This is a genomic window from Actinomycetota bacterium (assembly GCA_040905475.1).
GTDB lineage: Bacteria > Actinomycetota > AC-67 > AC-67 > AC-67 > DATFGK01.
This window is the reverse complement of record JBBDRM010000094.1, coordinates 18,829-28,236: the sequence shown is the minus strand read 5'-3', so window position 1 is coordinate 28,236 and position 9,408 is coordinate 18,829. Positions and strand designations below refer to the sequence as shown.

Genomic DNA, 9,408 nt, shown 5'->3' with positions numbered 1-9,408 from the left:
TCCCCTCCCGGGGTGCTTTTCACCTTTCCCTCACGGTACTAGTTCGCTATCGGTCGCCAGGGAGTATTTAGCCTTAGAGGGTGGTCCCTCCAGATTCACGCCAAATTTCACGTGCTCGGCGCTACTTGGGATCCCGACAAGGAGGTCTGTGCCTTTCGCCTACAGGGCTATTACCTTCTGCGGCGGCCCTTTCCATGGCCTTCGACTAGGCACAAACTTTGTAACTCCTCGGAGAGTCCTGCACCTCTCCACGTCGGTCCCACAACCCCCACACGACAACGGCACAGGCCTATCACGTCGCATGGGTTTGGGCTGTTCCCCGTTCGCTCGCCGCTACTAGGGGAATCGCGGTTGCTTTCTCTTCCTCCGGGTACTGAGATGTTTCACTTCCCCGGGTTGCCTCACCCACGCCTATGTGTTCAGCGTGGGGTGACTGGACATGACTCCAGCCGGGTTGCCCCATTCGGAGATCCACGGATCGAAGCCTGTTTGGCGGCTCCCCGTGGCTTATCGCAGCCTACAGCGTCCTTCGTCGGCTCCTGGCGCCAAGGCATCCACCGTATGCCCTTTGTACCTTGGCTCAAAGATGCTCACACTCGCTATGTAGTTCTCAAGGTGCCGCAGCGGCTGCACCGGTCTTCCATGTTTCGATCCCAAAACAAAATCGCCGACCTCTCGGCCAGCGACAGTCTCCCGCGCACGCGGTCTTAGCGACTGTCCTCTGCTGGGACTCCTATGGAGGATCGGAGCATCCGTTCGCCTCTCGGCCCGGGGGAAGAACCGGGCCAGCGCGTAAATCTACTCCGGTGGTCTGTGGGTGTCAAACAAGACGGGCGCTCTGACCTGCGAAAAGGGCGCCCTCGGAGACCTCGCCGGGTCACTCGGCCGGACCCGTCAGGCGCCGGAATTGACGCCGCCCAACCTGGAGCACCTTCCCCGCCACGCTTCCGACCGGCAGATCCAGCGCCGTGACGGGCTTACCATCGAGCCGCACGCCGCCCTGCTTGATCTGATCCCGGGCCTTGCTCGTCGAGGCGGCCATGCCGTGTGCGACGAGCAGCGCCGGCAGGTGGACCACCCCGTCCGTCACGGCGGCGGCCGGGATCGGCACGGTCGCGATGTCGTCCGGCAGCTCGTGCGAGACGTGCACCTGATCGAACCTTCGCTCGGCGGAAGCCGCCGCCTCGAGGTCGTGGTACAGGCTCACGATCTCTTTGGCCAGGCGTCGCTTGACCTGCGCGGCGGCGGGGCCACCCGCGGAGGCCTCGCGCTCCAGCTCGACGATCTCGTTCGGGTCGAGATCGGTCGTGAGGCGGAAGTACTTGCCGATGAGATGATCCGGCACGCTCATCAGCTTCCCGAACATCTCCTCCGGCGGCTCCGCGATGCCGACGTAGTTGCCGAGCGACTTCGACATCTTCTGCACGCCGTCGAGCCCCTCGAGCAACGGGAGCGTGAAAGCGACTTGCGGCTCCTGACCGGCGCGTCCCTGAAGGTCGCGGCCGACGAGGAGATTGAAGGTCTGGTCGGTCCCGCCGAGCTCGACGTCGGCACGGATCTCGACGGAATCTTGACCCTGCAGCAGCGGATAGAGGAACTCGACGACGGAGATCGGATGGCCACCCTCGTAGCGCTTGCGGAAGTCGTCGCGCTCGAGCAGCTGCGCGACGGTGACCTGACCCGCCAGCCGCAGCAACCCCTCGACGCCCATCGCGCCGAGCCATTCGGAGTTGTGTCGCACCTCGAGCCGCTCCGGAAGCAGGATCCGTCTGGCCTGCTCGACGTACGTGGCCGCGTTCGCGGCGACGTGATCGGCGGTGAGGGCCTTGCGGGTGGCCGACTGTCCGGAGGGGTCGCCGACCTGTCCGGTGAAGTCTCCGATGATCAGGACCGCCGTGTGGCCGAAGTCTTGGAAGCGCCGAAGCTTGCGGAGCGGAACCGCGTGGCCGATGTGGATGTCCGGCGTCGACGGGTCGATGCCGAGCTTGACTCGCAGCGGTTCGCCGGACGCTGCCGAGCGCTCCAGCTTCCGCTCGAACTCGGCTTCGGGAATGATCGCCGCGGCGCCGGACGACAGGATCCTGAGCTGCTCAGACGCGGAAACCCCCATAGCGGGCGGCATCGTAGCATCGGGCGTCGGGCCCACCCCCCCGCTACCATCTGTGGTGGATGCGCGTCGTAACCCACGACGCAGCCGACCGGGTCCAAGGATGATGACGAAACCCCTTCCCCCTACGCGCCGTGCCGGGCTGGGACTCGCGGCCTTGGCGCTCCTGCTCGGCTCGTGCGTCAAGCTGCCGGATCTCGAAGAGACGCTCGCGAGCGCGAGCCGTCTTTCGGAGACCTCGTATGTGCTCGCCGCCGACGGAAGCGTCATCACCGCGCTCCACGAGGTCGAGAACCGGGAGGTCATCCCGATCGAGCAGGTCCCCGTCCACGTGCAGCAGGCGGTCGTCGCGATCGAGGACGAGCGGTTCTTCGAGCACCCCGGCGTCGACTTCAAGGCGATCGCCCGCGCCCTGCTGCGCAACACCGCCGAGGGACGAGTGGTCGAGGGTGGCTCGACGATCACGCAGCAATACATCAAGAACGCGTTGATCGAACGGGAGCGCAACATCAAGGGGAAGCTCGACGAGGCGGCCCTCGCTTGGCAGCTCGAGCAGAAGTATTCGAAGGCGGTGATCCTCGGCCTCTATCTGAACACCGTGTACTTCGGTCAAGGGGCCTACGGGATCGAGGCGGCGGCTCGTACGTTCTTCGGTAAGCCCGCTCGCCAGCTCGCCGTCCACGAGGGCGCGTTGCTGGCGGGGCTGATCAAGTCGCCGACCCGCTACGACCCGTACGCGCAACCCGAGTCCGCCAAGGCTCGCCGCGATCTGGTGCTGCGGTCCATGGGAGATCAGGGCTTCCTCGCCCCCGATCAGATGCTCGCGAATGTGAACGTAGCGCTCGGCGTCAAGCCGGCGAATACGGACGTCCGCTATCCCGCGGCGTACTTCGTCGAATACGTGAAGGATCTGATGCAGCGGGATCCCCGGTTCGCGATGTTCGGGGCGACCATCGGGGAGAGGGTGAACGCGCTCTTCAAAGGCGGCCTTCGCATCCACACCACGATCGACCTTCGCCTGCAGAAGATCGCGGAGGAGGCCTCGCGTAAGGTCCTCGAGTTCAAGAAGGATCCGTACAACGGCTTCGTTGCGGCCGACCCACGCACCGGTGAGATCAAGGCGATGGTCGGTGGGCGCGACTTCTTCGACGCGAAGAACCCGTACGCCAAGTTCAACCTCGCGGTACAGAGCCGGCGACAGCCGGGATCGTCGTTCAAGACCTTCACCTTGGTCGGTGCGCTCGAGGCCGGGATCCCGCTCGAGAAGATCTACAAAGGCGGCTCGGTCATCAACATCCCGATGAGCAACGGGCAGACCTGGGTCGTGCACAACTACGACAGCCTGTCGTTCGGTGCGAGGCTTTCGCTCCGCGAGGCGACGACGAAGAGCGTCAACGTGGTCTACGCGCAGGTCGTCCAGGAGATCGGCGCCGACAAGGTCGTCGAGGTCGCGCGGCGGATGGGGATCACCTCGGATCTGTCGCCCTTCCCCTCGATCGCGATCGGCGCCCAGGAAGTCTCGCCGCTGGAGATGGCAGCGGCGTACGCGCCGCTCGCCAACGGTGGCTACGCGGCGCCATCGGTCGCGATAACGAAGATCACCGACGCGAGCGGCAAGGTTCTGTTCGAGTGGAAGTACCAGAAGAAGCGGGTGCTCGAGCCTGGGGTGGTCGCGCTCGCCGTCGACGCGCTGAAAGGCGTCATCGAAAGCGGGACGGGCCGCCGCGAGCAACTGGGCCGCCCGGTCGCCGGGAAGACCGGCACCTCCGACGAGTACCACGACGCCTGGTTCGCCGGCTTCGTGCCGCAGATGGTGGGCGTCTCATGGGTCGGGTTCCCCAAGGCGCAGATCCCGATGTACCCGCCGAACACGCGGATCACCGTGGTCGGCGGCTCGTGGCCGGGGCAGATCTGGAAGCTCTTCATGCAAGGTGCGCTCAAGGGCGTGCCGCCGATCGATTTCCCGGTGAGTGAGACGTCGCTCATCCGCGTGACGATCGACTCCACACGCAATTGCTTGCCGAACCCGTTCACGCCTCCGGCGCTCATCGAGGAGCGCACCTTCATCAAAGGGACGGAGCCCAAGCAGCAGTGCACGGAGCCCTCGAGCGGCACGATCGTCGCCCCGAACGTGATCGGGAAGCCGAAGGCGGTGGCGATCGAGACGCTCGAAAAGGCCGGCTACATCGTCGCCTCGGCGGCCCGGTCGTGCCCGTCGTACCCGATCGGGTACGTCTGCGACCAGACGCCGGAGCCCGGTGCGGCCGGAAGCGTGGGCGCGCAAGCAACGATCTACGTCAGCGACGACAAGGCTGTGGCAACCGTGCCGATGGTCCTGGGCTTGACGATGGCGCAGGCCAAGTCGGCGCTGCAGAGCAAGGGGTTCGCCGTTGAGGTGGTGACGCTCGAGAACCCCGACGGCGACTACGGGGTTGCCGGCTGTCGCGACCCCAGCCAGTCGGGGAACGGTCGCGTGTGGCTCCAGACCTTCTGCGCCGGGGAGCAGCGCCCCAAAGGGTCGATCGTTCGCATCTACGTGAACCCGTAGGCCCTCGGTCCTGGATTTCAGATCGTCCGAAACGTCCCCTCGCCGCAAGCAAGCACACGCCCTTACACTCCGCGTCCCGGCGGCCGCGCACGGGCGTTGTAGGGAGCACCGCGTTGCGCAAGTTCGTCCTGATATTCGTCTCAACGGTCGCCCTGCTCGGCGTTCCGTCGGTCGCGCTCGCCGCGGAGGGGTCGCTCACTCTCCCGGCCGGATTCAAGGTGACCGAGCGCGAGCTCGTTGCTCCAGGGTTGATCCATTACCAACTCGTTCGGAGGAATCCGGCGACGGTGGTCAACGTCGCGTGGCAGGACGCCGGTGCGCCGGGCGAGTTCCGCGTGGTGCTTTCCAACGAGGCGGTCGCCGGCTACAAGCCCCGAGCAGAGCTCACCAGCGACATGTGCAAGCGCATCGCTTGCCTCATCGCCGTGAACGGCGACTTCTTCGCCGGCGAAGGCCAGCCCGTCGGAGCGGTGCTCTCGGAGGGACGGCTCATGCGCTCCCCGAACCCCAAGCACCACCAGCTCTCCCGGTCGGCGGACGGAACACTCGAGACGGGAACGCTTTCGTGGCGTGGAACTGTGGTTCCCACCGACCTCCAGCCCATCGAGCTCGACGGGGTGAACGTCACCCGAGAGGCTGAGGGGATGGTGCTGTACACGCCCTCGTTCGGCCCGTCGACGGAAACCAACGACTTCGGCGTTGAGCTCGTCCTGTCGGTCGTCCGCCCGGAGGGACCCATCCGCGTCGGACAGACGGCGGTCGTGGGACTCACCGAGCTGCGCCGCGCCGGCGACACATCCATCCCCCCGGAGGGTGCCGTCCTTTCCGGCCACGGGCGTGGGGCGCAGGCGCTCATCGCACTCTGGGATCGGCTCCAAGCGTCGGAGGTGAGCAGCGAAGCGCTGCTCAGGCTGGATGTGAAGCCGAGGGCTACCGACAGCATCGGCGGTTCGCCGATCCTCGTCCGCGATGGGCGCCGATGGTTCGCCGACGAGGACCGTGAGCTCTACCGGCTCCGACATCCCCGAACGATCGTGGGGTGGAACAGCGCCGGTGATCTCCTGCTGGTGACCGTGGACGGACGCCAGCCCGGGTACAGCGTCGGCATGACGATGGTCGAGGCGGCGCAGCTGATGATCGATCTGGGAGCCGAAGAAGCGATCAACCTCGACGGCGGCGGCTCCACGACCTTCGTCGTCGGCGGTTCGGTGATGAACCGGCCGAGCGATCGGGAGGTGCGCCGGGGCGGCGAGACGGCGGTCGTCGCGGTGCCTCGCTCGAGCGATGTGGTGGTCGGCAGCGTCGAGCGGCCGGTGGCCGTAGCGCTCGCTCTCGTGGGACCCGGATCCGGCTTTCCGGTCGCTCCGATACTCGAGACTGCGAACCTATCGATCCCGCTGTCGTCGGGTAGCAGCATCTCGCGACCGACCCTGGTGCTGGGACCCGACGTCGCCCGACAAGACACCGGGCCTATCCTGCTCACGCTGATGACGGTGTCGGCCGGCGCGGTGGCCGTCCGCCGCCGGAAGCTCGCCGCGTAGCCGAGAAGCCGGATCAAGGAACGGAGCCGCCCACAGGGCGGCTCCGTTCCTTCTGGAGAAGCGATCTACGGCGCGCAGTCGTTGATGTCGTCGTTCCCGTCGGCGTGGCTGAGGTCGTGATTGCCCTCGGCGTCGCCGCACGCGACCGGCGTGCCGGACTCGCTGTTGATGCCGAGCCACCCTCCCGCTTGCGCAGGGCTGTTGTCCATGTCGCCGTCGGCTCCCACGTAGCCGCTCTGGCCGGCCGGGTCCCCTGCGGCCATCACCCTGCCCTGAAGCGGGGCCGGAGAGTCGTTGCCGCTGCAAACCTCGACTCCACCGGCGCCGACGAACACGTCGAGCCCGCCGACGTTGGTGTTGGAACCGCACTGCACGTCGTTCGTGTAGTGCGTGCTGGCTGTGGATCCGGACGGGCACTGACCGGATACGTCGTGGGTCGTGACCCCGGCTCCGTCGGTGCAGTCCTGATGGTGTTCCGTTGAGCCGCCTGGGCCATCGGCGTTGGCGGCGAACCCCGCCAAGCCGAAGACCGCTACGACGGCAACGAAGAGTATGAGCACGGACTTCTTCACCGCGTCTCCTTCCCCTGGTCGGGAGCGCTCCCCGGCGCCCGCCGGCCTCAGACCGGCAGACCAAGCGATTCGCCGTAATCAACCGATTTCCTCCCGAATCTGGAGGAAACGATTTATTTCCTTCGGGGAGGGCGAGCGCCGGAGCCGACACCCGGCGCCAGGGTCTTTGTGGGTCCGCTGGAAACCCACGGGCTCCCGGTGAGAGAGAACCGCCATGGTCGGCCGTCTTGGGTGGCGCCCAGCCCGATCCTGGGCCCTCGCGCGACGGCCTCTTCGGGAAGACGCTCCCCCGCGCAGATCAGGAGCGGCGGGCGCGTAAGCTCCAGCCGGTTGTGCTCGCGGTTGAGGCCGAACGACTGGGTGAGCCGGCCGGGGCCGCGCGCCAGATCGCGGTCCCTGTTCACCCCGCCGCGGCGGAGCCGCATCAGCTCGATGCCGTCGATCGGCTCGACGGCGCGGAGCAGCACCGCGCCCGGGATACCCGGCGTGTGCGCGACGGCGTTCAGGCAGAAGTGCATGCCGTAGGTGAAGTAGACGTACGCCCGGCCGGGTTCTTCGAACATCGGCGAGTTCCGCGGCGTCTGGCCCCTCGAAGCGTGCGAACCGGGATCGTCGTGCATGTAGGCCTCGGCCTCGACGATGGAGCCGACCGTCCGGCCGTCGGGCGAGTCGTGCACGAGGAGGCAGCCGATCAGATCTCTGGCCACATCGAGCGTCGAGCGCTCGAAGAACGAGCGAACCAGCGGCCGCAACGGCAGCCGGGAAGCGTGCTTCGTCATCGAGTCTTCCCGCGCTTGCGGGCAACGAAGGCTTCAAGCTGCTTCAGCGGCTTCGCGTTGAGCACGTCGGCTTTCTGCGCCCATCCGCGCTGTGCCGTCGCGACCCCGTAGCGGATACCGGCGAGATGTCCGACGGCGTGCGAGTCGGTGTCGATCGAAACGGTCGCACCGGCGCCGATCGCCCAGCGGACGTGCTCGTCGCGCAGGTCGAGGCGGTCCGGGTACGAGTTGCACTCGATCGCCGTGCCGGTACGCGCGGCGGCGGCGAACACCGCCTCGGCGTCGAACTCGTACGGGAGGCGCGAGCCGATCTTGCGGCCGGTCGGGTGGCCGATGATGTGCACGTTCGGGTTCTCCATCGCGGTGATGATGCGCTTGGTCATCTCCTCACGGCTGAGGTTGAAGTACGAGTGCACGCTCGCGACCGTGATGTCGAAACCTGAGAGGAACTCCGCGTCGTAATCGACCTGTCCATGCTGATCGATGTTCAGCTCGGTGCCGTGGAGGATGGTCATCTTCGGGTACTTCCCTTGCAGCTTTGCGATCTTCGCGCGTTGCGCGAGTACGTTCTCGCGGCTCATCCCGCTCATGTAGAGGTGCTCGGCGTGATCGGTGACCGCGTAATAGCTGTACCCGCGGGCCGCCGCGGTCGCGAGCATGTCCTCGAGGGTCGCCTGACCGTCCGTGAGGTTGGTGTGCGTGTGGAGGTCGCCCTTGATGTCCCCGAGCTCGATGAGCGTCGGAAGCTCGCCGGCGATGGCGGCCTCGACCTCACCCGCGTCCTCGCGGAGCGTCGGCGGGATCCACGGCAGGCCGAGCTTCGCGTAGACGGCTTCTTCGGTCTTCGCGGCCATGCGCTTGTTGGTCTTGGTCGCGAACAGGCCGTACTCGGAGAGCTTCCAGCCTCGCTTCACGGCCATCTCGCGGATCTTGATGTTGTGCGCTTTCGAGCCGGTGAAGTAGATCAGCGCGGCCCCCCAGGCCTCGTGCGGCACGACCCGGAGGTCGACCTGGACCCCCTTGAGCGTGATCACGCTCATCTTGGTGTCGCCGCGGGCGATCGTCCGGCCGACCATCGGCAGTTCGTCGAACGCGTTCATCACCGCCTCGCCGTCGGTCGAAGCGGCAAGGATGTCGACGTCGCCGATCGTCTCGCGCATCCGGCGGAGGGACCCGCAGTAGGTCACTTCTTGGACGGCCCTGCACTCGGCGAGGCCGGCGACCAGCTCCTCTGCCAGCGCGAGGGCCACGTTGAGCTGGACCCGGTCGCCATGCTGACGGAACTGCTCGATATTGCGGGCGAGCGTCTCTTCCGTCTTTGTGCCCAGCCCCTTGATCGAGCGGAGCTTGTGCTCGCCGATCGCGTTCGACAGCTCGTCGATCGTGGTGATCCCGAGCTCCTGGTTGAGCAGAACCGCTTTCTTGGGGCCGAGACCGGGGATGCGAGTCAGCTCGCGGACGCCCGGCGGGACCAGCTCCCGCAGGTCCTCGAGCTCGTGGAGCGAAGCCTTGTCGACGTACTCCCGGATCCGCGCGGCCATGCTCTTGCCGATGGTCGGGATCGCCTGGAGGGCCTTCTCGTCGAGGGTCGCAACGTCCTTCGGATGGGCGCCGAGGGCCGCGGCCGCTTTCTCGTACGAGCGGGCGCGGAAGGGGTCGCCCCCCGAGATGCGGATGAGGTCGGCCCACTCGTTGAAGAGCTCCTCGAGCTCCTCGTTCGTCTTCGGCACGAACAGAGATTCTACGTATCCCGCCCTCTATCGTTGGACAGGAGCATCACCCCTTGCGCCGGCACTCGCCCACCGCCAAGGAGTGCTCAACATAGGCTGTCCGGGTTGCACCAGTCGACACGGCGCTCGGT

At 66.6% G+C, this 9,408-nt stretch carries 6 protein-coding genes and 1 rRNA gene; 2 read left to right on the top strand and 5 right to left on the bottom strand.

Annotation, left to right across the window (positions count from 1 at the left end):
* Both WEB06_10420 and tyrS read right to left on the bottom strand, forming a co-directional pair.
* Positions 1-581, bottom strand: a 23S ribosomal RNA gene (locus WEB06_10420); the annotation flags it as partial.
* 296 nt (positions 582-877) lie between these two features.
* Positions 878-2,110 (bottom strand): tyrosine--tRNA ligase, encoded by a 1,233-nt coding sequence (gene tyrS / locus WEB06_10415; GenBank protein MEX2556037.1) that lies wholly within the window; start codon positions 2,108-2,110, stop codon positions 878-880.
* Between the two features lie 103 nt (positions 2,111-2,213).
* Between tyrS and WEB06_10410 the strand changes: the two genes are divergently transcribed.
* Together WEB06_10410 and WEB06_10405 are read left to right on the top strand one after the other, a co-directional pair.
* The gene (locus WEB06_10410) at positions 2,214-4,655 is read left to right on the top strand and encodes a PBP1A family penicillin-binding protein (GenBank protein MEX2556036.1); all 2,442 of its coding nucleotides are present in this window, start codon (positions 2,214-2,216) and stop codon (positions 4,653-4,655) included.
* 113 nt (positions 4,656-4,768) lie between these two features.
* Positions 4,769-6,196 carry a phosphodiester glycosidase family protein gene (locus tag WEB06_10405; GenBank protein MEX2556035.1) on the top strand — a complete coding sequence of 476 codons (1,428 nt, stop codon included), beginning with the start codon at positions 4,769-4,771 and terminating at the stop codon, positions 6,194-6,196.
* 65 nt (positions 6,197-6,261) lie between these two features.
* Here WEB06_10405 and WEB06_10400 read toward each other — a convergent pair whose 3' ends face one another.
* The 3 genes from WEB06_10400 to polX all read right to left on the bottom strand — a co-directional run bounded on the left by WEB06_10400 (position 6,262) and on the right by polX (position 9,277).
* Positions 6,262-6,768, bottom strand: coding sequence for a hypothetical protein (locus tag WEB06_10400; GenBank protein ID MEX2556034.1), 507 nt, complete (start codon positions 6,766-6,768; stop codon positions 6,262-6,264).
* 113 nt (positions 6,769-6,881) lie between these two features.
* The gene (locus WEB06_10395; GenBank protein MEX2556033.1) at positions 6,882-7,547 is read right to left on the bottom strand and encodes a DNA-3-methyladenine glycosylase; all 666 of its coding nucleotides are present in this window, start codon (positions 7,545-7,547) and stop codon (positions 6,882-6,884) included.
* Entirely contained in the window at positions 7,544-9,277 is a 1,734-nt protein-coding gene (gene polX, locus WEB06_10390) for a DNA polymerase/3'-5' exonuclease PolX (GenBank protein ID MEX2556032.1), read from the bottom strand. Before polX ends, WEB06_10395 begins: the two co-directional genes overlap by 4 nt.
* Positions 9,278-9,408: the final 131 nt, after the last annotated feature.